We start from the raw sequence: 20,703 nt of genomic DNA on the forward strand, positions 1-20,703 counted from the left end.
TTCCTGCATGTCGTGAACAATGCCTGCCGCGCTCCGGCCTGTCGTTACGCGTGAGTACACGCTCCTTAGGTCTGCGTGCACTGTCTGGGCCGATGGCCGGGTCACCTCACGACAGGGCCGTGAAGGTGAACCCGGTACTCCTGGAACGGCGCAGCGGAATGTCGCACTTGATCCGGCGCGCCACCTCGTTCCTGCTGAGGCCGAGCCCCTGCGCGATGAGCCGGTCCGGGCGCACCGGCACCGGGTCGTCGAAGACGACGTCCACCTGGAACGGCAACGCCTCGTCGAGGCATGCCGGCGGGGCGTCCAGCCGCCAGGCCCCGTCCCAGTCCAGGGTGAAGCGGTTGCGCCGGGCGAACAGTGGATCCAGCAGCCTGGACGCCACCAGCCTCGGATCGCCGGCGCGGTAGCCGTCGAGCTCGGCCGGGTCGAAGGAACTGACCGGCGCGCGCTCGCGCACGGTGAGCTTGCTCGTCCGGTCGCAGGACACGCAGCGGACCAGCAGCCACACGTCCAGCAGCTTGCCGTTGGCGTTGACGCGGAACCTGCCCTCGCCGGTGGTGGCCGACTCCGACCCGCAGCCCACGCACCGCATGGAAAGCAGAGGCAGCCTGGTCCGGCGGACGACCCAGGGCAGCACGATATGAGGTTGTGAAGACATGATCTCTCTGGACCTGACACGAGGCCGATTGCGCGCGGCCTCAGACGCCGTATGACCGGGCGCGCTCGGGCAGCCCGGCGGAGCCGGCGGGAGGGCCGGCTTGACGGTGATCGATAGAAGGCGTCAGGCCTGGAGAGCGGGCGGGGTCACGCGGTGTGTCCTTTGTCCTCACTGTGACGGGGTCGCAGGCAACCTACGGGACCGCGGAAGGACGGCTCAAACGGTTTTCCAGCGGCGGCCCCGCCCCCGTCCCGCGCTCTGCGATCTTGCGAGGTAAGGTCCAGGCCAGAGACGCGATCGGACGATCACCAGGGAGGTGGCGCGGTGGGCGCGCTCGAGGTACGCCTGCGGCCGGTGGCCGAGGACGATCTCGCGATGTTGCGGCGTTTCGCCACGGAACCAGGACTCATCGGTCTGGACTGGACGGGGTTCCGCGACGCGCAGGCCCCGGCGCGGCGTTTCGCCACCGACGGATACCTGGGCGCGGCCGACAGCCGGGTCATCGTCGAGGTCGACGGCACGGCCGCGGGCATGATGAGCTGGGCGGCGCGGGGGTCGGAGGTCTCCCGATACTGGGAGATAGGGATCGTCCTGCTCCCCGACTGGCGTGGCCGAGGCATCGGCTGGCGCGCGCAGGCCATGCTGTGCGACTACCTGTTCGCCCACACCCCGGCCCAGCGCATCGAGGCGGGCACCCACCCGGAGAACATCGCGGAACAGAGATCGCTGGAGAAGGCCGGCTTCCGGCTGGAGGGCGTCCTGCGCGCGGTGGAGTTCCGCGCCGGGCGGTGGCGCGACGGCTGGATGTACAGCAGGCTGCGTGACGATCCGCCGCCTCCGGTCCCGGCCCCCTCGTAGCCGCCGGTGGCCGGTGGTGCCGTCAGGGCTGGGAGACCCAGTGCAGGGACAGGTCCGTGGCCTTGCGCTCGGCCCTGATCTCCAGCAGTTCGCCGAGGATCGTGGCGTGGTCCAGGACGACCAGGGCGCCCTGGTCGTCATAGGTCGCCCGTTCGCTGACGAAGACCGGGCCGCCCGCAGGACGCCGCAGCAGCGCCGCGACCGGGGCGGTGAGCAGGGCCGGCCTGACCCGTTCGGTCGCCCGGTGCACGCGCGCGCCGGCGTCGGCGAGCGCGGTGTACAGCGGGGTCTCGGTGAAATCGGTCCCCTTGACCGCCGAGGCGTGCGGCTCGGCGATCCAGGAGATCTGGTGGACGGCGGGCCGGCCCAGCAGGTGCCGTACGCGGACCAGCCGGAGGGCGCGGTGGCCGGCCGGCGCGTCGCCCAGCAGGCGGGTGAGCGAGCGCGGGGCCCGCCGGACCGCGACCGACAGCACCTCGGTCCGCAGGGGGTGACCCTGCCTGCGCAGGTCGTCGCCGAGACTGCGCAGCGTGTCGAGGGGGTACTCCGCGCTGGCCGGCGTCACGTAAGTGCCGCGGCCGGCCCGCTGGACGATCAGACCCTCGCCGCTGAGGACCTGCAACGCCTGCCGCAGCGTCATCATCGTTACGCCGTAGGAGGCGCTGAGCTCACGCTGCGCGGGCAACGCCTCGCCCGCGCGGTAGTGGCCCGACCTGATCTTGCCGGTCAGGTCGTCGGCGATGGCGCGGTAGCGGGGCGTACTGCTCATCTGGCTCCCTGGTCGAGTGCGCGTCGAAGGCTCGCCACATATGCTCCCAGCTCGCGTGGCCGGGCGCCGTCGAGAAGCCGGCGCATCAGCGCGGAAGCCACCACGACGCCGTCGGCGTGACCCGCCAGCTCGGCGGCCCGCGCCGGGCTGGAGACGCCGAAACCGAACAGGACCGGCCGGTCGGTGAGTTCCTTGAGCTCGCGGCCGAGCCGGGCGGCCCCCTCGGAGATCTCGCCGCGCTCGCCGGTGGTGCCCATGCGGGTCAGGGCGTAGACGAAGCCCCGGCTGCGCTCGGCGATCTCGCGCAGCCTGGCCCGGGAGGACGACGGGGCGGCGAGCAGCACGAGATCCAGGCCCGCGTCCGCCGCGGCGTCGGCCAGCTCCCCGGCCTCCTCCAGGGGCGAGTCCGGCACGATGAGCCCGCGCAGCCCGCTCGCGGCGAGCGCCGCGCAGAACTCCGCGACGCTCCGCTGCACCACCAGATTGCTGTAGGTCATCGCGATGAGCGGCACGCCGGCGTCGAGCGTCGCGACCTCGTCGAGGATCCCCCTGACCGTGGTCCCGGCCGCGATCGCCCGGCCCGCGGCCTCCTGGATCGTGACGCCGTCCAGCATGGGATCGGAGAAGGGGAAGCCCAGCTCGACGGCGTCGGCTCCCGCGTCGGCGTAGGCGCGGACGATGTTCGTCCAGTCGGGGGTGACCCCGGCGGTGACGTAGGGCACCAGCAGGGGACGCCCCGTGCCACGGCGGGCGGTCAGGAACTCTTCCACAGATCCGGTCACAGCAGCTCCTTGATGGAGGCGATGTCCTTGTCGCCCCTGCCGGAGAGGGTCAGCATCACGGTCGACCCCGGCGCGATCTCGCCGGACCCGGCGGCCCGGATCACCCAGGCCACGGCGTGCGAGGACTCCAGCGCGGCCACGATCCCCTCGGTGCGGGCCAGGCGCAGCAGCGCCTTGACCACCTCGTCGTCGTTCACGGTCTCGTAGCGGGCGCGCCCCCCGTCGCGCAGGTGGGCGTGCTCGGGGCCGATCCCTGGGTAGTCGAGGCCGGCCGCGACCGAGTGGGCCTCCCGCACCTGGCCGTGCTCGTCCTGCAGGACCAGCGAGCGGAAGCCGTGCAGCACCCCGGCCCTGCCGAAGGTCGCCGCCGCGCCGCCCTCGGCCTCGACCCCGACGAGCCGGGCGGTGGTGCCGGCGAAGCCGGCGAACGTGCCCGCGGCGTTGGAGCCGCCGCCGACGCAGGCGACCACGTAGTCGGGCACGCCGACGGGGAGTTCGGCGGCGCACTGGGCGCGGGCCTCCTCGCCGATCACCCGCTGGAACTCGCGGACCATCCACGGGTAGGGGTGCGGGCCCATCACCGACCCGACGCAGTAGTAGGAGTCGTCCACCGACGACACCCAGTGCCGCATCGCCTCGTTGCAGGCGTCCTTGAGGGTGCGGCTGCCGGTCGTGACCGGCACGACCTCCGCGCCCAGCACGTTCATCCGCAGGACGTTGAGCTCCTGGCGTTCGATGTCGCGCTCGCCCATGAACACGGTCGCCTTGAGGCCGAGGAGCGCCGCGGCGGTGGCCGTGGCGACGCCGTGCTGGCCCGCGCCGGTCTCGGCCAGCAGACGTTCCTTGCCCATCCGGTGGGCGAGCAGCGCCTGGCCGACCACATTGTTGATCTTGTGTGAGCCGGTGTGCACGAGGTCCTCGCGTTTGAGTAACAGGGTGATGCCGAGCTCGCGGGAGAGCCGCCAGGCGGGGGTCAGCGGGGTGGGGCGGCCGGCGTAGACCCTGAGCAGGGTGTCGAGCCTGCCGCGGAACTCGGGGTCGCCCCAGGCCGCACGGAACGCCGCCTCGATCTCGTGGCAGGCCGGGATCAGCGACTCCGGCACGTACCGCCCGCCGTAACCGCCGAACCGGCCGGTGGCGCCGGGGTCGCCCATCGCGCGGGCCCCGGGGGGCACCGCGACACCCTGCCGGCCGGACCAGGACATCTCGCCCATGATCGCCTTCTCTCCTCGACTGTTCTAGAACAGTAACTCAGGATCGGCCGTGGTGACCACTGGACGGCCGCCGGGTACGAGCTGGAGCCGCGCCCTCCGGCCTTCGTTCAACGTATGGAGGTGTCCGGCGTGGTGGATGGCTTGTCTGGTTCGTGGTTGGGATGGTGCTGCCATGACACTGAGGAAGGTCCTCATCACCGGAGCGGGTACCGGCTTCGGGTACGAGGCCGCCATGCGATTGGCCGAAAAGGGCTTCGACGTGATCGCCGGGGTGGAGATCTACGCCCAGGTGCAGACTTTGAAGTGGCAGGCGGTCGAGCGAGGTGTCAAGCTGCGCGTGGAGAAGCTTGACGTCACGAACGCCGGAGACCGTCGAAAGGCTCTCGAGTGGGGCGTGGAGATCCTCGTGAACAACGCGGGGATCGGCGAGGGCGGCGCGACGGTCGACGTTCCTGAGGCCAACATCCGGCATCAGTTCGAGGTCAATGTCACGGGGCCGCTCGTCCTCACCCAGGGGATCGCCAAGCAGATGATCAAACGCGGCGCCGGCCGCATCGTCTGGGTCTCCTCGCGGGAAGGCTTGAACGTCAATCCGTTCACCGGTGTCTATTCCGCGTCGAAACACGCGCTGGAGGCGATCGCGGAGACCATGGCGTACGAGCTGCAGGAGTACAACATCGAAGTCGCCACGGTCAACCCGGGGCCGTTCCTGACCGGGTTCAACGACCGCATGTTCCAGACCTGGGAGAGCTGGGAGGACGACCCGTCGCAGCGATTGTTCGACTACTCCAAGCTCGCCTTCCCCCGGGCGCAGTTCGACCCCGAAGCGGTGTACGCGACGCTGACGGCCGTGGTCGCCGGCGAGGTCGACGACTTCCGCAACCTAGAGCCCAAGTCGATGGTCGACGAGACCAAGCGGCTTCAGCAGGTCCCCTGGCAGCGGAAGGTCACCGATGGCCTCGGTACCCGGCATCAGGCCATCCAGCACTCCTACGAGATGCGCCCCGAGACCCCTGTCACCACCTGACAACGTCTCGGGAGACCGCGAGCACTCTTGGGGCACCGCGCCTCTCCACATAAGGGAAGGACGTTTGTCATGCCACTCGCGCGGATCGATCTCGTGGCGGGGAAGTCGGTGGAATACCGTAGAACCATTGCGAACGTCGTGTACGACAAGATGGTCGAGCATCTGGGCGTACCCGAAGATCGCTTCCAGGTCATCACCGAACACAAAATCGAGAACTTCCTCTATGACCCCGATTACCTGGGCATCCACCGGTCCGAGAATTGTGTTTTCATCCAGCTCGACTTCATTGACGGCGCGAGCCCTGAGCAAAAGGCTGATTTCTACCGGACTGTTGTGGACGAACTACACGAGAAGCTGTGTCTACGGCGGGAGGACGTCTTCTTCAACCTGTTCACCGTCGGCACGGCGGACTGGTCGATGGGCAACGGTGTGGCCACGTACAACAACGGAGTGCCGACTGATCGTCTCGACCCCGGCTCGGTCTAGTGCCGTGACCGGCCGACATGGTGGAATGGCGATCAAGTGGCATCCCGCGTGGTGACGCCGAGGTGATGGCCACGGCGTCGGGGGCGGGCACCGGGTCCTACGAGCCCCCGACCGCCACGTCCTCGCGGTGGAACCGTCGGCGCTCATGCGTTCGCAGCGCCCAAAGGACGCGGCGCCGTGCCTGGTCGGGCCCGCCGGGCACCTGCCGTTCGACGACCAGTCCTTCGACGCCGCGATGTCCGTCGCCTCCATTCACCACTGGCCGGACCCGATCGCCGGGCTGCGCGAGATGCGGCGGGTCGCCCGCCGTGTGGTGGTGTTCACGCACGACGGCAGTGACACCGCGTGGCGTCATCGGTTCTGGCTCACCCGCGACTACCTGCCTGAGGTCGCCGACCTCATCGCCGGCCGCCCTTCGGTGACCGAGCTGGCCGACGCGATAACCCGCACCGCCCCGGCGAGGACCTGCGGCCGGACCACCCGGAGCCACCGTCATCGGCGATCAGATCGGGGCGTTGCCCATGGTGTGTGGACGCAGGACCATGAGCGAGCCTTCCAGGGTCGCCACCATGGCGAAGGGGAACCGGTCGACCTCAAGGCAGAGCGCGACGTCATCGGGATGCACTCCTTGTCGCACACCTTCCGCCAGCTCGGCGGCGGCGCGCGACCCGGCGGCGCGGCGGAGGAACCCGGCGGCGTCCGTCCCAGGATCGGCGACCCGCTGAGCGATGTACTGAGCGCACGCCAGATCCTCATCGGCCCGCCCGTCTTCGCCGGTGACCACGAACGTGACACTGTCACTCTCGCACGTCCGCAGGAGCCGGGCCGTCGCCTCCGCCACCACGAAGCCGGCGCACAGCACCAGCGGCGCTTCCTTGACCGCGAGCGCGCCGACCGTCCCTGCCGTGGTCTTCTGCACGATGGTCCGTCCGCCAAGGTCAACGGACCGCAGCAGGCCCGGCGAGTTGAGCAGGTCGAACCCGGGCGCGGGCGGACCGTCTTTGAGCGCCACCCAATCCGGGTGGCGAGCCTTGAGCGCCAGGGCTTCGTCCAGCGACCCAGCAAGAACGATCTTCTCCGCCCCCTGGGCGATAGCCCAGGCGGCCACGGTGTACGCACGCATGACGTCGACCACGACCGCCACGGACGGGATTCCGACCAGATCAGCGATACCAAGAAACCGAGTGTCCATCCCAATCATGATCCCGCATGCCCGCGACGGCCCATCACTGATCGATCGCTTCCCATGTGACGGCGCGGGCCGGAGGCCGCTCAGCCGGCGTCGAGGGCGGCGGTGATCTTGCGGGTCATGTCCTCCAGGGTGGGGCTGGGCCGGTCCTGGTGGGCGCGGGCGGACGCTTCGACGGCGATCAGGACGATGCCGCGGAAGTTGTCGGCCTCGGCCGGATCCTGCTTCTTGAGCAGGGTCACGGCCGCCGTCAGGGCCGGCAGCACGTGGTCGGCGAGGTCGGCGACGGTCTTGCCCTTCAGGTCGATGTTCCTGGTCTTCTCGGCGAGCACGTGCCCGATCAGGCCGGTGGCGGAGTACAGGGCGAGGGAGCCGTTGGTGGCGGTCTTGTGGGGCTTGCCGGCGACGTCGGCGGCGGACATCAGCGTGACGGCGCCGTAGGCGGCGGTGCGCAGGATTCGCTTGTCATCGTCGGTGAGGGTGACGGACATGGTGGTGCTCCTTTGAAAGCGTTCTGAAGTTCGGTCGAACGGGTGGGCGGACGGGTCGGCCGCCAGGGGCCGACCGTCGGGGTGCCGTGAGTCGAGGACCTGCCGGGCGCGGGGTCAGTCGTCGAGGGCCTGGTAGAGGGTGGTCCAGAAGTCGTGGATCAGTCGTGCCGGATCCGGGACCGTCATCCCGACCTGGGTGAGCAGGATTCCGGTGAGCCGGTTGCCCGGGTCGGCGTACGTCGAGGTGCCGGCTCCGCCGTCCCAGCCGAACTGCCCGACGGGGGCGTAGTCGCCGCGGTAGGTGCGCACCGCCATCCCGAAGCCCCAGCCGCCGTGCTGCCCCTGGCCGAACGACACGTGGACGTTGCCGGTGGCCAGGGCGGTCCGGGCGGCCGTCTGCTCGGCCGTGAGGCGGTTGGTGGTCATCAGCTCGACGGCGGGCCGGGACAGGATCCGTTCGGTCCCGTGCGTCCCGCCGTTCAGCAGCATCCGGAAGTAGGCGTGGTAGTCGTCGGCGGTGGACACCAGCCCGCCACCGCCGCCCTGGAACGCCGGAGGCCCGCTGTGGCGTCCGTCCTCGGCCTCGTCCCAGACGTGGAACTCGCCGGTCTTCGGGTCGGGGGCGTACAGGGGCGGCAGCCGGTCGATCTTGTCGGCGGGCACGTGGAAGCCGGTGTCCTTCATGCCCAGAGGGCCGAAGACGCGTTCACCCAGGAACGTCTCGAACGACTGGCCGGTGACCCTGGCGACGAGCACGCCGAGGAGGTCGTTGCTGATGTGGTACTGCCACTGCTCTCCGGGCTGGTACATCAGCGGAAGCGTGCCGAGGCGGCGCAGCCACTCGTCCGGCTCGGGCATCGGCTCCGGCAGGTCGGGCGTGAGCCCCCGCTCGAAGACCGCGCTCATGATCGGGGTGCCCAGCGCCGTCAGGTCCATGCCGAGCCCGAACGTGGAGGTCAGCAGGTCCCGTACGGTGATCGGCCGCCGCGCCGGCACGGTGTCGTCCAGCGGGCCGTCGATCCGCTTCAGCACCCTCCGGTCGGCGAGTTCGGGCAGCCACCGCTCCACCAGGTCGTCCAGCCGCAGCCGGCACTCGTCCAGGAGGATCATCGCCGCCGCGATCGAGACCGGCTTGGACGTCGAGGCCATCCGGAAGATCGTGTCCCGGCGCATCGGCGCGCCGCCGTCGTGGCGCATCGTCCCGATCGCTTCGACGTGCGTCTCACCGCCCCGGCCGATCAGGGCGACGAGCCCGGGGATCTTCCCGGACTCGACGTGCCGTGCCAGCACCTCACGTACTCTGCGCAGCCCTGCTTCGGAGAAGCCGCTGTCGGTGTTCCTCAGGTTCATGGCTCAACCATCGCCCGCCGCTCTGATACCGGGCCGTCACGGCCCTGACACCACCGCTGACACGACGGTGCCCGGCTGCCGGTGACGATGGGGGGTTGATCCTTGATGAGAACGACCGCATCCTGCTCTGCCGGTTCGACTTTCCTCACCCGGCGGTGCCAGGGCGGGCGAAGGTCGTTTGGGCGGCCCCAGGCGGCGGCATCGAACGACTACTTCCTCATTCGCGCGAACCACTTCCAGCCCCGCGGCGAGCTGACGGACGACCACCTCGCCGCGGAGGAGAACCTGACCGCGTTCCGGTGGTGGCAGCTCTCGGAGATCGCTGGTCATACGGGGCCTGAGCTGTTCTCGCCCCGCGACCTCACAACACCCTTGACAGCGCTTCTCACAGCGGGGACGCCGGACCGGCCGGTCCAACTCGGCCTCTAGCCGGTGCCGTCCTGTACCGGATAGTGGATGACGACCGCACCGCCGGTGGCGTAGTTGGCGACGTCGGCGGCCACCCGCCGGCCTTGCGGCGACGCCCGCGCCGCGGCCAGGGCGGCGGCGTCGGCGAAGTCTCCTTCGAAGACCGCGAAATACGACTCTTCTGCCTTGGTCGCCGCCACGTCGAAGCTGTAGCGCCACCCAAGCAGGCCCGGCCACTCCATGACGAGCGGAAGGTGCTTGGTCACGTAGTAGTCGCGGAAGTGGTCAGGGTCGGTGGGCTTGGAATACAGGACCACCAACTTATGCATGACGACCCTCGTTCAGAGACGAGACCGTAACACTCCGGGTGACCTGGGAGCTCCTGCTGAGAACCGCCGCCGACCTCGTCAGGGCGGACTCGAAATCGGCGGTGTGCGTGCGTGCGATGTCCAGTACCGCGGTCCGTTGAATCGTCATATGCGCAGGTTAGGGCTTGATATGCGGTCGGGGGAAAGACCGGTTCGGGATAGACTCAGAACGGATCGTTATCAATCGGCGGGGAGGGCGCGTGGCGCCGGATACGGTGAGCCTGCGGTACTTCCTGGTGCTGGCGCAGGAGTTGAACTTCACCCGCGCGGCCGCACGGATCGGTATCGCACAGCCCGCACTCAGCGCCCGGATGCGCCGATTGGAGGCGGAACTCGGTACGGCCCTGCTGGTCCGCGACACGCGTAGCGTCGCATTGACCACGGCCGGTGCGGCTTTGGTGGAGTCCGCGCCGCCCGCGCTGGCGGCCCTGGACCAGGCATGGGACACCGCCCGGAGCGCGGCGGCCGGTGAACTGGGCACGCTGCGCATCGGATACAGCCTCAGCGCCGGGGCCGAGACGGCACCGGCACTGGTGGACAGGCTGATTCGCGGCAACAGCGGACTCGAGGTCGGCGCGGTCCCGATGGCGACACCGGAGATCTCCCCCGCGGTCGCCGACGGCCGCATCGACGCCGGGATCACCCGCGGTGAACAGCCGGGCCGTGGCGTGCGCCTGTTCCTGCTGCGGCGTGAGCGCATCGGGGTCCAGCTGGCGCGGCACCATCCGCTGGCCGAACACCCGGAGATCGAGATCGCCGACGCGGCCGCGTATCCGCTGCGACTCCCGGACCGTGCGGCCAACCCCGTGATCCACGATCAGTTGTCCGCACTGTTCCGTGACACCCGGCCACACCCCCGATTCCACACGCCCGCGGTCTCTTTCGACATGTCTCAGCGCGACCTGTGCGACGGGGTCACCCTCGCCCCGGCCGGAGAAGCCGCGGTCACGGCATCACCGGCCGGTCTCACCTGGCGACCGCTGCGGGGCGCGCCCAGCCTGACGATCCACCTGGTCCTCCCACGCGAGCAGTCGCCACTCCACCGCCGCGTCCGTGCCGTCGCCACAACCCTGGCGCACGAGCTGCACTGGCTGCCGGACTGACGCGCGGCGAATGACTACGCCACTGTTCTGACCGAGAATTCGACGACGGTCATCAGTTCCTCCCGGGTGGCGCCGCCGCCGGCCTGCACGGCGAGCCCCTGACCAACGGTGGCGACATAGCGGGCGAGGGCACTGGCACTCTGGTCGGCGCGAAGGCCGCCCTCGGCTTTCAGCTGTTCGAACCGGTGCTCCAGCGCATCTTGGACGGCGCGCCGCAGAGCGGTCAACAGGTCGGTGACCTCATGCTCACCCTCGCGGCAGGCGGTGCCGCCCTGGATCGTGAGGCATCCCGCGGGGCAGTCCGCCTCAGTGGCGCTCTCGATGACTCCGGTCAGGAACCGACGAACCACCGACTCGACGTCGGGACAGGCGAGCGCCACCTCGAGGACACGGCCGTTCAGCTCGGCGTAACGCCGCACGGCACGCTCGAACAGCTCCTGCTTCGACCCGAACGCCTTGTACAGGCTCGGTGGATTGATGCCTATCGCGGCGGTGAGGTCGGCGACCGTCGTCGCCGCGTAGCCCTGGCGCCAGAACAGCTCAAGGGCGCGATCGACCGCTTCGTCGACATCGAACGCCCGAGGCCGGCCCCGGCCGCGCTTCCGCGACAAGGGGAACCCGTCGGCGGGCTTCTCCAGGTCAGGCGTGGTCATGACGCCATCCTATCGCCGCCGTACCCCGACTGGACAGGATTGGATAGTGGGCGCTACATTAACGGCAACCGGTTTGTATACCGATCGCTACATAATCGAGGCCGCGGCAAGCATGCCGGCCAGGATGGCTCGGGCCCACGTAGGGACCGGACCGCCTCCGCGTTCACGTAACAGACATGTCGTCTGCCTGGATCAGGGAGATCGAGCTGTCTGACCACCAAGTTTGGAGAGTACGAGCGTGAGTGACTTCACCGGCAGGACCGCCCTGATCACCGGATCGACCTCGGGCATCGGCCGAGGCATCGCCGACAAGCTGGCCGGCTCCGGCGCCCGGGTCCTGATCACCGGCCGCGACCTCGAGCGCGGCCACAACGCCGTCGCCGAGATCCGGGCCGCCGGCGGTAAGGCCGACTTCATTGCCGCTGATCTGCACGATGCCGCCAGCGCCAAGGCCCTGGCCGCCGAGGCGGTGGCCCTGGCCGGGGAGGTCGACATCCTCGTCAACAGCGCGGGCATCTTCATTCTCGGACCGACCGCAGCCCTCACAGAGGCCGACTTCGACGCGACGTACAACATCAACGTCAAGGCTCTGTACTTCCTGGTCGCGGCGCTGGCTCCGCCGATGGCCGAGCGCGGGCGCGGTGCCATCATCAACATCACCACCGCTTTCGCGGAGAAGGGCGCGGTGGGCCCGGCGATCTATGGCTCCTCCAAGGCGGCGGTGGGCCTGCTCACCAAGTCGTGGGCGGCCGAATTCGGCCCCAGTGGCGTCCGGGTCAACGAGGTCAGCCCCGGCGCGGTGCTCACCGAAGGTACGCAGCGGGTGTTCGGCGAGGCCGTCCATGATTTCCCCAACGGGACTCCGGCCAATCGCGTCGGCACACCCGCGGAAATCGCCGCCGCCGTGGTCTTCCTCGCCTCCGACGAGGCGTCTTACATCCACGGCGCGAGCATCGCGGTCGACGGAGGAATGGCCATCTGATTCGCCTTCCAGGGCGATGATCAGACCGGCTGGCCGTCTTGGCGGCCTGTACAAGAGGAGACCATTGTGACCACGATCAACCAAGTCACCCTGCAATCGGCGGGAGCTCTGACCTTCAGCCCCGACGGGGTCCTGTTCGTCGGCGACAGCAAGCTCGGGGCCGTCTTCGCCTTCGAGACGGAACGCGGGCAGGTGCCATCCTCGCTGGATCCCTTCCTCTTCGAGTCGATCGACGAGAAGATCGCCGCGGCGCTGGGCGTAACGGCGAAAAGCCTGGTGATGAACGGGATGGCCGTCCACCCTGTGACGCGCGAGCCGTACCTGTCGGTCGGCGTGCGCGACGGCGATCGCCTGGAGCCCGCGGTCGTGAGCGTCTCGCTCACCGGCGAGATCCGCCCGTTCGACCTCTCATCGTCGAAGGTGACGGTGCACCGACTGTCCGACGTTCCCGACGAGGGCAAGACCTTCGCGTCGCGGGCCGGTATTTTCCCATTGCCACCGGCGGCCTTCTTCGAGGAGAAGGCGCGCACGCCGCTGCGATCCATGACGATCGTGGACCTGAAGTTCCACGCCGGGGAGGTGTTCGTCGCCGGCGTCTCGAATCAGGAGTTCTCCTCCACGTTGCGGCGGATCCCTTACCCGTTCACCGGGGCCGCAGGCGAGACCCAGTTGGAGATCTACCACCTCGCCCACGGCATATACGAAACGCGTGCGCCGATCCGGGCCATGCAGTTCGCCACCATTGACGGCGAGGACACGCTCATCGCCGCCTACGCTTGCAGCCCGCTGGTCACCATTCCGGTCTCAGAGCTGAAGCACGGCGCGCAGGTGAGGGGCAAGACGATCGGTGACATGGGCAACGGCCAGCCCATCAGCATGGTCGCCTACCGTGACGGGGAGGGGGACAAGCTGTTCATCACCAATGTCGGCCGCGGGCCCATGGTGGTCCCGCTCGCCGGGATCCGCTCCGCCGAAGGTTTCACCCCCGCCAACCGGCCGACCCAGGGACCGATGCTGGACCAATCTCCCTTCATGCCGGCCGGGCCGGTCGGCAAGCAGGTGCTGTTCGTCGGATCCTCGCTGCGGGCGGATCTGTTCAGCGATCGCTTCTTCGTCTCGCTGACCCGCTACGCGGATACCGGCGATCTGACGCTGGAGACCCTGATGGTCGCCCCGATGCCCGCACGGCTGGACAAGATCTGGGTGGAGATGGATTTCCCGGGCGCCGAGAGCCCGCACAAGCTGACGGCGTGAAACTTTGAGCGAGCCCGAGGTGTGTGTCCAAGCTTCCCCAGAGGTGCCGATCGCCATTTCTCCTCAGGCCACGGTCCTCCCCGCCAACACCCTGCGTTTCTACATACACTTTCCGAGACCAGCGGAGGCACACTTCGATCGTGACCACCTCTGGCTGCTGGACGAGGAAGAACAGGTGGTGCGTGACCCCTTCCTCGTCCTGTCGCACGAACTCTGGTCCGTCGACGGGCACCGCCTGACGGTCCTGATGGAGCCGGGAAGGATCAAACGCGGTCTTGGAACCGACCCGGCTCACGAGCCGGCACTCGTCGTCGGACGCACTTACAGCCTTGTCGTCACGGCGCTCGGGCGAACAGCGGGCCATACCTTCCGCGTCAGCGATCCGGTTCTGAAGGCGGTCGACGAGACCCACTGGCGCCTCGTCTCCCCGGCGATGGGGAGCCTCGAACCCGCCGTCGTGCACTTCGACAGGGTGATGGACGCCGCCCTTTGCGAGGACGAGATCGAAGTCCTGGCCCCGTCAGGAGAGGTCATTCAGACGCGTACGTCACTCGCACCGGACGGAACCGCGGCGCGGCTCACCCCGGACCACCCGTGGCGCGCCGGGAAGCACCTCCTCGTCGTCTCTGAACGTCTCGAAGACGTTTGTGGCAACAGGTTGGGCGAGGCCCTGGACCATGACCTGGGCGCGGGTGGACCGCCGCGGGCCGGGATGATCGACTTCACGACTCGCAGCGTCACCACGCCCTCATCTGCCCAGGCGGTGGGGTCTGCCCGGTAGACGGCTCTGTCCTCAACCCCCGATGCGGCCCTGTCAGTCCAGGCGTACGGCGTGGTCGAGGAAGACGATGCCGTCGATCTGGTCGAGCCGGGCCGGGTCCAGCGGGAAGTAACGGAAGTCGGGGGACACGCGCGGGGTGGGCTCGGTGACGGCCCCGGCCAGGCGTCGGGCGTCGACGAGTGAGCGGTCCCACGGGAGCGTGGACAGGACGCCCTCGATGGTGTCCGGGGACGGGACGTCGTCGCCGGTCGTACCGAGGGCCGTGGCCAGGAAGGCGTACCGGTCGCCCAGGTGGGTGGCGGCGATCGCCCCCGCGCTCCACCACTCCAGCGTCTGGTCGCCGAGCGGCATGAGGCTCTTGTTCCGCTGCAGGTGGAGGTTGTGGCCGAAGACCAGGGCCGGGCCGCGCTCGGCGACGGCGCGCAGGTTGGCGGCCATCATCGCGTCCCGCAGGGCCGACAGCCGGGTCCACCGCGCCGGGGACGCGTCGGCCATCCAGTGGTGGTAGCGGAGCAGGCCGACGGCGGTGCGCCCGTACAGTTCGGCCCGCTCCAGGTCCGCCGCGCTCAGGCGGGGCACCTGCGTGCCCAGCAGGCCCACCAGGTCGTCGGCGATCACCCGCAGCCGCTGGGCCTCGGGGGACCGGCCGATCGACAGGGACGGATCCCTGGCCGCGGCCTCGTCCGCCCACGGCTCGTCCGGGCCGAGCAGCGTGTCCAGGGTCTCCATGGTGCAGGGGAGCGGGCCGTCGAGGAGGGCGTGGAGGGCGGTGAGCGCCTGGCGCGGGCTCGCCGCCCAGTACTCCAGCGGGCCGTCGAACCCGAAGAACCGGAGCTTGTCGTCGTGCTCCTCGTTATAGGCGCGCATCCAGTCCACGAGGTCGCGGTTGGCCGGGGACGCGCCGAAGGCGTGGCTGAAGCCGCGTTCCATGACGTCGTCGAGCGTGCCCGCGCCCGTCGCGATGTGGTCGTCGACCACCAGGCCCATGAGGCAGTCGCTTTCGATGGCGAACGACCGGTAGCCCTCGTGCTCGACCAGATGCCGGAAGATCTCGTTGCGCGCGTCGCCCAGTTCGCCGACGAAGTGCCGGGCCTCGCCCAGGCCGAGCACCAGGGGTTCGGCGGGAAGCGACCGGAGGAACGCCGATACGCCCGCGCCATCGAGGGGCCGGGCCATGTCCTTGATGTCCATGCCTAAACGGTATCGTTGAACATTCGGTGTAAACTTTGGCGGGAAAATGCCCGCTCCGACGTGATGGACCTTCAATCGGTGATGCACCCATGAGGCCGGTGGACCTGGCGCGCGAGCATGGCCTGTCCACCCAGGCGATCAGGAACTACGAGGACGCCGGCATCCTGCCCGCCGCCGAACGCACCGTCCACGGCTATCGCACCTACACGCCGTTGCACGCGCGGGCCCTGCGCGCGTTCCTCGCCCTCGTGCCCGGGCACGGTCACCAGACGGCAACGTCGATCATGCAGGCGGCCGGCCGGGGCGCCGTCGAGGACGCGCTGCGGATCATCGACGAGAGCCACCGCCGGCTTCTCGACGACCGCCGCACCCTCCAGGCCGTCGAGGCCGCGCTCCGCGATCTGGCGCCCGTGCCGCAGGAGCGCGGCGACACCTTCATCGGCCCGCTGGCAGGGAGGCTCGGCATCCGCCCCGCCACCCTGCGCAAATGGGAGAACGCCGGGCTGGTCCGGCCGCGCCGGGATCCGCGGACGGGCTACCGGATCTACGGCGCGGCCGACGTACGGGACGTCCGGCTGGCCCACCAGCTCAGGCGGGGCGGCTACCTGCTGGAGCAGATCGCCCCGCTGATCGCGCAGGTCCGCTCGGCCGGCGGTGTCGCCCCGCTGGAGTCGACCCTGCGGGACTGGCAGGCCCGCCTGTCGGCCCGTGGCCGCGCCATGCTCAAGGGCGCCGCCGACCTGGACGCCTACCTGCGCGCCCGCGACCTCTGAGGACGATCAGCCGGCAGGCGGACCGGCCAGCAGGCAGAACTCGTTGCCGTCAGGGTCGGCCATCGCCACCTGGCCGGCCTCGCCCTGGCCGGTGGCGAGGCGGGTCGCCCCGAGGGAGACCAGGCGGTCGGCCTCCGCTTCCTGGTCGCCGCCCGCGGGCGGGGCGAGGTCGAAGTGCAGCCTGTTCTTGCCGGTCTTCTCCGCCACCGGCGGGCCACCCCAGGTGATCTTCGGGCCGCCGTGCGGCGAGCGGATGGCGGTCTCCTCGTCCTGGTCCCAGACCAGCGGCCAGCCCAGCGCCTCGCTCCAGAAGTACCCGACCCGCTGGGTGCCGTCGCTGGACAGCGCGCCGATGAAACCGCAGTCGGCGAGGAACTTGTTGTCCGGCTCGATGACGCAGAACTCGTTGCCCTCGGGGTCGGCGAGCACGACGTGGCGCTCTTCGGGGAGCTGCCCGACGTCGATGTGCCGCCCGCCGAGTTCCAGCGCCCTCGCCACCGTCGCCTGCTGGTCCTCAACAGAGGTGCTGGTCAGATCGAAGTGCGTCTGGTTGGGGCCGGTCTTCTCCTCCTGGGTCGGCAGGAATCGGATCCGGAACCCGGTGTCGTCGTTCGGCAGGAGCGTGACGCCGTCATGAGGGTCGTCCACGATCTTCCAGCCCAGGACCCCGGCCCAGAACCGCGCGAGAAGGTGCGGGTCGTTCGCGTCGAAGCAGAGCGCGACGAGCTGAGAAGGCATCCGCGTCCCCGATCTGTTGGCTCACGGGCGCGGACAGGGCACGTCCCGCCGCGCATGACGAATGCCCACGCTAGCCCGCCCCCTGACCGGGACGCCAAGCATTTAAGCCGGGGGCGACGGCTCCGGCGGTGACTCACTCCGGATCCGGCAGGGTCATCGCCGCGAGCCTGGCCGGGTCGCCCACGACAGCGATGCCGGTGATCAGGCCGCCGGTGACGGTGAACGCGATGACCGAGAGCGGGGTGCCGTCCTCGCGCCAGGACACCAGCCCGGGAAGGCCGTCGACGAGCACCGCCCGCCCCCGCGCGGCCGCGCCGGCGCCGAACCGCGCGTTGGCGATGACCTCGGTCGCGCCGAGGATGACGACCTCGCCATGAGGGGTGTCGGCGGTCAGCCGCACCTGGGGGTCGAGCACGCGCAGCAGCCCTTCGAAGTCGCCGTCGCGGGCCGCCGCCAGGAAGGCCTGGACCACCTCACGCTGCTCCCGTCCAGCGGCGGCCGGCCGCTCGGTCGCCCGCACCTTCCTGCGGGCACGGCTGGCGAGCATCTTGGTGGCGTCGGCGGACCTGCCGAGGATCTGGCCGATCTCGGCGAACGGCACCGCGAACAGGTCGTGCAGCACGAACGCCAGCCGCTCGCTCGGCCCGAGCGACTCAAGGACGACCAGGAGCGCGAGCCCGACCGAGTCGGCGAGCTCCACGTCGTCCTCGGGCGCGGAGCCGTCGTCGGCCGTCACCACCAGTTCGGGCAGCCGGTCGTCGTAGGACGCCTCGGGATGGACCTGGCGCGATCGCAGGACGTCGAGGCTGATCCGGCCGACCACCGTGGTCAGCCAGCCGGCGAAGTTGTGGATGGCCGCCGTGTCCTGGCGGGAGAGCCGCAGCCAGGCCTCCTGGACCACGTCCTCGGCGTCGGCGTGCGAGCCGAGCATGCGGTAGGCGACCGCACGCAGCCGGTCGCGCTGGGCCTCGAACGCCGCGGCCACCGGGTCCGCGGGGCTGGGGTGGGGCATGTCGTTACCTTCCTCGCTTCCGCCTCGTCATGGGTGATGACGAGCCCGGATGGGCGCAGGTAACCGATGAAGGGGCAGGACCCATGGAAGCACGAATGAAGAGCCGGGCGAACGCCGACGTGACGACGGCGATCCAGCACCTTTTCACGGCGATCCACGCCGGTGGGGTCGACCCGCGCCTGCTGGAACTGGTCCACCTGAGGGCCAGCCAGATCAACGGCTGCGGCCCGTGCGTGTTCGCCGGGGTCGAGTCGGCCAAGAAGCACGGGGAGACCGACGAGCGGCTGCACAATGTGGTCACGTGGCGGGAGACGCCCTTCTTCGCCGAGGACGAGCGGGCGGCGCTCGCGCTGACCGAGGCCGCCACCCGGATCCAGGACGGCGCGCCGGGCGTGACCGACGAGATCTGGGACGCCGCCGCGGGCCACTTCGACGAGAACCAGCTGTCCGCGATCATCCTGGAGATCGCGCTGACCAACTTCTTCAACCGGATCAACCGCACCACCCGCGAGCAGGCCGGCAAGACCTGGTGAGCCGGGCGGGGCGTCGTCCACCCAAAGGGATGGCGCCCCACCGGCCGGGACGCCGGGAGCACGAGCCGTCACGCGCGCGCACCCTCGCCCGCGCGACGACCGGGAAGAACGCCGCCTAGAAGCCGAGGCCGCGGCGGCCGGTGGCGTTGAGGCCGGCCTCGGGGAAGCGGTCGGGCCAGGAGCGTTCGTAGTGTTCCGCGGGGAAGTCCGCGGGGCTGGAACCGGTGGCGAACGCCTGCCGGACCGTGGCGGCGTAGCGTTCGTTGCGCGGGCACCACGGGGCGGCGGGAATGTACATGACGTTGCCCCAGCCCTTCTGGCCGGTGACCGGTGCCACGCTGTGGATCATGTCGCAGTGCCACCAGACCGAGTCGCCGGCGCGCACGTCGGGGATGCCGGTGAGGGCGCGCAGGAGCAGCGGGTGCCAGCGTTCGCTCGCGGGGAAGACCTGGTTCACGGTGACCCCGCACATGTCGTCGCCGGGTACGTCGCCCAGCAGCGGCCGGAGCATCAGGTAGGCCATCGCCGAGGGGATCGGGACGGTGTGCAGCACGCCCTGGTCGTGGTCCATGTCCGACAGGGCCGTCCAGCCCTGGAAGGTGCGGAACACCGAGCACATGGTGGTGCCGGGGTACTGGGGGCCGTCGGTGCGGTGGGCGGCGTCCCAGGGGTCGTAGGCCTCGGGCGTGCCGTCGAACAGGTGCCGGAAGGCCCGCTGGTAGGACCCGGTCATCCACAGGTCCAGGGTGCCGGGGTCCAGGTGGGTGCCCAGCCCGCCGGAGTCGGTGCCGGGCGGGCGGCGGCGGATCCGGTCGGGGTACAGGGAGTCACGGCCGGGGTCGAACCACTGGACGCCGTCGGAGTGGTGTTTCCACTGGGCGTTCAAGAACGCCTGGACCTGGGCCATCCGGTCGCTCTGGCGTGCCCGCATCTGCGCGGCGGACCAGTAGATCGGGTAGATCTCGGGCGTGGATCCGACGCTGCCGAAGAAGTCGTCGCCCGGTCCCCGGTAGGCGTCGGAGAAGCCGTTGCGTTCGGTGTAGCCGACGATGTCGCGGTCCCAGGCCAGGGTCTGCCCGCGCGGGAAGTGGCCGCGCACGACCAGGCAGCCGCGCCGGCGCAGCGCCTGGACCTGTCCGGCCGTCACGGTGCCCGCCTCGATGTCGGCGTAGTCGATGACCGGCCAGATCGTCTCGCCACGGCCTTTCGCCGCGGCGATCTCGGCGACCTCGGCCTCGATGGCGCGCTCGACGACGGCGAAGACCTCCTCGACGGTTCGTCCTGAGGCGGCGATGCGGGCGCGCAACGCGGTCTTGATCTGCCGGATCGCGGCGGGCAGGTCGGCCGGGGGTTCCTCCCAGCGGGGGAGGGGCGGCAGGGGCCTGCTCGCGGGGAGGGTGGGCGCGGTCACGGCGGCCTCCTTCGAAGACAACGACGTCAACTGGGCCGCGCGCGCCGAACTCGCCGCCCGCCCCGGCGGCGGCACCTTCGCCTACCTGTATCTGGGGGAGGGCCTGGGCTGCGCGATCATGAGCGACGGGCTGGTCCTGCGCGGGCACCGAGGGCTGGCCGGTGAGATCGCCCACCTGACGACGACCGGCCCCGGCGGCCGCGCCACCACGCTGATCGAGGTCTTCGCCCTGCTCGGCCTGCGGCAGCCCGGCTCCACCGCGATCGACGTCGACCGGCTCCTGGCCACGGCCACCGCGGCCGGCCCCGGCGCCGCCACCGTCCGCGCGACGCTGGGCGAGGCCGTCGGCGGCGCCCTGACCGCGATCACCTCACTCGCCGATCCCGCGCACATCGTCATCGGCGGCCCCTGGGGACCCCACCCGAAGATCTTCACCGCGATCCGGGACGCCGCGGCCCGCGACCCCCGCGGCCCGGTCCTGCGCCCGGCGGCCGTCCCTTCGCCGTCCTTCACCGGCGCCCGCGCCGACGCCTTCACCCGCCTGCGCGACAGCGTCATCGCCGCACCCCGCTGAGACGACGTCCGAGGTGCGGGTCTATCTGCGACGGGAGGAGGCGGGCCAGGGCCTGGGTGCCGATCTCCACATGTTGCCGGCGAGAGACCGATACT

The 20,703-nt window shown here is 70.2% G+C and carries 23 protein-coding genes and 1 pseudogene; 11 read left to right on the forward strand and 13 right to left on the reverse strand.

Annotated features, from left to right (window positions below; all coding sequences use genetic code 11):
• Nucleotides 1–106: 106 nt before the first annotated feature.
• Nucleotides 107–640, reverse strand: a complete 534-nt coding sequence (locus NYZ98_RS26625) for a DUF1062 domain-containing protein (RefSeq protein WP_262846145.1) — start codon at nt 638–640, stop codon at nt 107–109.
• A gap of 345 nt (nt 641–985) precedes the next feature.
• Between NYZ98_RS26625 and NYZ98_RS26630 the strand changes: the two genes are divergently transcribed.
• On the forward strand, nt 986–1,519 hold the full coding sequence (locus NYZ98_RS26630; protein ID WP_262846147.1) for a GNAT family N-acetyltransferase: 534 nt from the start codon (nt 986–988) through the stop codon (nt 1,517–1,519).
• A 22-nt stretch (nt 1,520–1,541) separates the two neighbouring features.
• Here the strand turns inward: NYZ98_RS26630 and NYZ98_RS26635 are convergent, their stop codons facing one another.
• From NYZ98_RS26635 to trpB, 3 genes are read right to left on the reverse strand one after another with little or no spacing between them, the layout of a single operon-like run.
• Nucleotides 1,542–2,288: a GntR family transcriptional regulator gene (locus NYZ98_RS26635; protein WP_262846149.1), complete on the reverse strand. Its 747-nt coding sequence runs from the start codon at nt 2,286–2,288 to the stop codon at nt 1,542–1,544.
• Nucleotides 2,285–3,070: a tryptophan synthase subunit alpha gene (gene trpA / locus NYZ98_RS26640; protein WP_262846151.1), complete on the reverse strand. Its 786-nt coding sequence runs from the start codon at nt 3,068–3,070 to the stop codon at nt 2,285–2,287. Before trpA ends, NYZ98_RS26635 begins: the two co-directional genes overlap by 4 nt.
• On the reverse strand, nt 3,067–4,284 hold the full coding sequence (trpB, locus tag NYZ98_RS26645; protein ID WP_262846153.1) for a tryptophan synthase subunit beta: 1,218 nt from the start codon (nt 4,282–4,284) through the stop codon (nt 3,067–3,069). The genes trpA and trpB overlap by 4 nt, the downstream gene beginning before the upstream one ends.
• A gap of 172 nt (nt 4,285–4,456) precedes the next feature.
• On the opposite strand from trpB, the gene NYZ98_RS26650 reads away from it, so the two are divergent.
• The 3 genes and pseudogenes from NYZ98_RS26650 to NYZ98_RS41585 all read left to right on the forward strand — a co-directional run.
• Entirely contained in the window at nt 4,457–5,311 is an 855-nt protein-coding gene (locus NYZ98_RS26650) for an SDR family oxidoreductase (RefSeq protein ID WP_262846155.1), read from the forward strand.
• A gap of 69 nt (nt 5,312–5,380) precedes the next feature.
• Entirely contained in the window at nt 5,381–5,797 is a 417-nt protein-coding gene (locus NYZ98_RS26655) for a tautomerase family protein (protein WP_262846157.1), read from the forward strand.
• A 79-nt stretch (nt 5,798–5,876) separates the two neighbouring features.
• Nucleotides 5,877–6,092: pseudogene (locus NYZ98_RS41585) on the forward strand (class I SAM-dependent methyltransferase); the annotation flags it as partial.
• Nucleotides 6,093–6,299: 207 nt separating this feature from the next.
• On the opposite strand, the gene NYZ98_RS26660 reads toward NYZ98_RS41585, so the two are convergent.
• The 4 genes from NYZ98_RS26660 to NYZ98_RS26675 all read right to left on the reverse strand — a co-directional run bounded on the left by NYZ98_RS26660 (nt 6,300) and on the right by NYZ98_RS26675 (nt 9,564).
• A complete protein-coding gene (locus tag NYZ98_RS26660; RefSeq protein ID WP_262846159.1) occupies nt 6,300–6,989 on the reverse strand; it encodes a 2-phosphosulfolactate phosphatase in 690 nt (229 codons plus the stop codon).
• Nucleotides 6,990–7,069: 80 nt separating this feature from the next.
• Nucleotides 7,070–7,477, reverse strand: coding sequence for a hypothetical protein (locus tag NYZ98_RS26665; protein WP_262846161.1), 408 nt, complete (start codon nt 7,475–7,477; stop codon nt 7,070–7,072).
• Nucleotides 7,478–7,591: 114 nt separating this feature from the next.
• Entirely contained in the window at nt 7,592–8,827 is a 1,236-nt protein-coding gene (locus tag NYZ98_RS26670) for a serine hydrolase domain-containing protein (protein ID WP_262846163.1), read from the reverse strand.
• 425 nt (nt 8,828–9,252) lie between these two features.
• The gene (locus NYZ98_RS26675) at nt 9,253–9,564 is read right to left on the reverse strand and encodes an EthD family reductase (protein ID WP_262846165.1); all 312 of its coding nucleotides are present in this window, start codon (nt 9,562–9,564) and stop codon (nt 9,253–9,255) included.
• 239 nt (nt 9,565–9,803) lie between these two features.
• Here NYZ98_RS26675 and NYZ98_RS26680 point away from each other — a divergent pair, with 239 nt between their 5' ends.
• The gene (locus NYZ98_RS26680; protein ID WP_316249608.1) at nt 9,804–10,706 is read left to right on the forward strand and encodes a LysR family transcriptional regulator; all 903 of its coding nucleotides are present in this window, start codon (nt 9,804–9,806) and stop codon (nt 10,704–10,706) included.
• 14 nt (nt 10,707–10,720) lie between these two features.
• On the opposite strand, the gene NYZ98_RS26685 is transcribed toward NYZ98_RS26680, so the two are convergent.
• Nucleotides 10,721–11,359 (reverse strand): TetR/AcrR family transcriptional regulator, encoded by a 639-nt coding sequence (locus tag NYZ98_RS26685; protein WP_262846167.1) that lies wholly within the window; start codon nt 11,357–11,359, stop codon nt 10,721–10,723.
• Nucleotides 11,360–11,597: 238 nt separating this feature from the next.
• Here NYZ98_RS26685 and NYZ98_RS26690 point away from each other — a divergent pair, with 238 nt between their 5' ends.
• The 3 genes from NYZ98_RS26690 (at nt 11,598) to NYZ98_RS26700 (ending at nt 14,376) form a co-directional block, all read left to right on the forward strand.
• Entirely contained in the window at nt 11,598–12,341 is a 744-nt protein-coding gene (locus tag NYZ98_RS26690; protein WP_262846169.1) for an SDR family NAD(P)-dependent oxidoreductase, read from the forward strand.
• Between the two features lie 66 nt (nt 12,342–12,407).
• The gene (locus NYZ98_RS26695) at nt 12,408–13,595 is read left to right on the forward strand and encodes a hypothetical protein (protein WP_262846171.1); all 1,188 of its coding nucleotides are present in this window, start codon (nt 12,408–12,410) and stop codon (nt 13,593–13,595) included.
• Between the two features lie 43 nt (nt 13,596–13,638).
• Nucleotides 13,639–14,376, forward strand: coding sequence for a hypothetical protein (locus NYZ98_RS26700; RefSeq protein WP_262846173.1), 738 nt, complete (start codon nt 13,639–13,641; stop codon nt 14,374–14,376).
• Nucleotides 14,377–14,409: 33 nt separating this feature from the next.
• Here the strand turns inward: NYZ98_RS26700 and NYZ98_RS26705 are convergent, their stop codons facing one another.
• Nucleotides 14,410–15,567 carry an erythromycin esterase family protein gene (locus NYZ98_RS26705; protein ID WP_262846175.1) on the reverse strand — a complete coding sequence of 386 codons (1,158 nt, stop codon included), beginning with the start codon at nt 15,565–15,567 and terminating at the stop codon, nt 14,410–14,412.
• Nucleotides 15,568–15,656: 89 nt separating this feature from the next.
• On the opposite strand from NYZ98_RS26705, the gene NYZ98_RS26710 reads away from it, so the two are divergent.
• Entirely contained in the window at nt 15,657–16,340 is a 684-nt protein-coding gene (locus tag NYZ98_RS26710; RefSeq protein ID WP_262846177.1) for a TioE family transcriptional regulator, read from the forward strand.
• Nucleotides 16,341–16,346: 6 nt separating this feature from the next.
• Here NYZ98_RS26710 and NYZ98_RS26715 read toward each other — a convergent pair whose 3' ends face one another.
• Both NYZ98_RS26715 and NYZ98_RS26720 read right to left on the reverse strand, forming a co-directional pair.
• Entirely contained in the window at nt 16,347–17,078 is a 732-nt protein-coding gene (locus tag NYZ98_RS26715) for a VOC family protein (protein ID WP_262846179.1), read from the reverse strand.
• Between the two features lie 133 nt (nt 17,079–17,211).
• Nucleotides 17,212–18,090 (reverse strand): sigma-70 family RNA polymerase sigma factor, encoded by an 879-nt coding sequence (locus tag NYZ98_RS26720; protein ID WP_262846181.1) that lies wholly within the window; start codon nt 18,088–18,090, stop codon nt 17,212–17,214.
• Nucleotides 18,091–18,173: 83 nt separating this feature from the next.
• Between NYZ98_RS26720 and NYZ98_RS26725 the strand changes: the two genes are divergently transcribed.
• On the forward strand, nt 18,174–18,623 hold the full coding sequence (locus tag NYZ98_RS26725; protein ID WP_262846183.1) for a carboxymuconolactone decarboxylase family protein: 450 nt from the start codon (nt 18,174–18,176) through the stop codon (nt 18,621–18,623).
• A gap of 115 nt (nt 18,624–18,738) precedes the next feature.
• Here NYZ98_RS26725 and NYZ98_RS26730 read toward each other — a convergent pair whose 3' ends face one another.
• Nucleotides 18,739–20,034, reverse strand: coding sequence for a DUF1479 domain-containing protein (locus tag NYZ98_RS26730; RefSeq protein WP_262846185.1), 1,296 nt, complete (start codon nt 20,032–20,034; stop codon nt 18,739–18,741).
• Here NYZ98_RS26730 and NYZ98_RS26735 point away from each other — a divergent pair.
• Nucleotides 20,021–20,608 (forward strand): ROK family protein, encoded by a 588-nt coding sequence (locus tag NYZ98_RS26735; protein WP_262846187.1) that lies wholly within the window; start codon nt 20,021–20,023, stop codon nt 20,606–20,608. The two genes, NYZ98_RS26730 and NYZ98_RS26735, sit on opposite strands and share 14 nt — an antisense overlap.
• Nucleotides 20,609–20,703 lie beyond the last annotated feature (95 nt).

This window comes from Sphaerisporangium corydalis, from assembly GCF_025506355.1.
GTDB lineage: Bacteria > Actinomycetota > Actinomycetes > Streptosporangiales > Streptosporangiaceae > Sphaerisporangium > Sphaerisporangium corydalis.